General features: G+C 59.3%; 1 protein-coding gene. It reads left to right on the forward strand.

The genetic code is table 11. The features are described from left to right. A partial coding sequence (locus tag RTW80_RS29285; protein WP_312721630.1) for a molybdopterin-binding protein occupies positions 1-273 on the forward strand: 273 nt, incomplete at both ends.

Below are 273 nucleotides of genomic sequence, written 5' to 3' on the forward strand. Positions count from 1 at the left end.
GTGGTGAAGAGGATGATACCTCTGGCCACTGGCTGCGCGAGGCGGCACACGAAGCCGGACACCAGATTGTTGATAAAGCGATCGTCAAAGAAAACCGTTACGCCATTCGCGCTCAGGTCTCACAGTGGATTGCGGGTGATGACGTCCAGGTGGTGCTGATCACTGGCGGCACCGGCTTTACCGCAGGCGACCAGGCACCGGAAGCGCTGCTCCCGCTGTTCGATCGCGAAGTGGAAGGCTTCGGCGAAGTGTTCCGCATGCTCTCCTTTGAAG

This window comes from Escherichia sp. AM3, assembly GCF_032029835.1.
Classification (GTDB): domain Bacteria; phylum Pseudomonadota; class Gammaproteobacteria; order Enterobacterales; family Enterobacteriaceae; genus Escherichia; species Escherichia coli.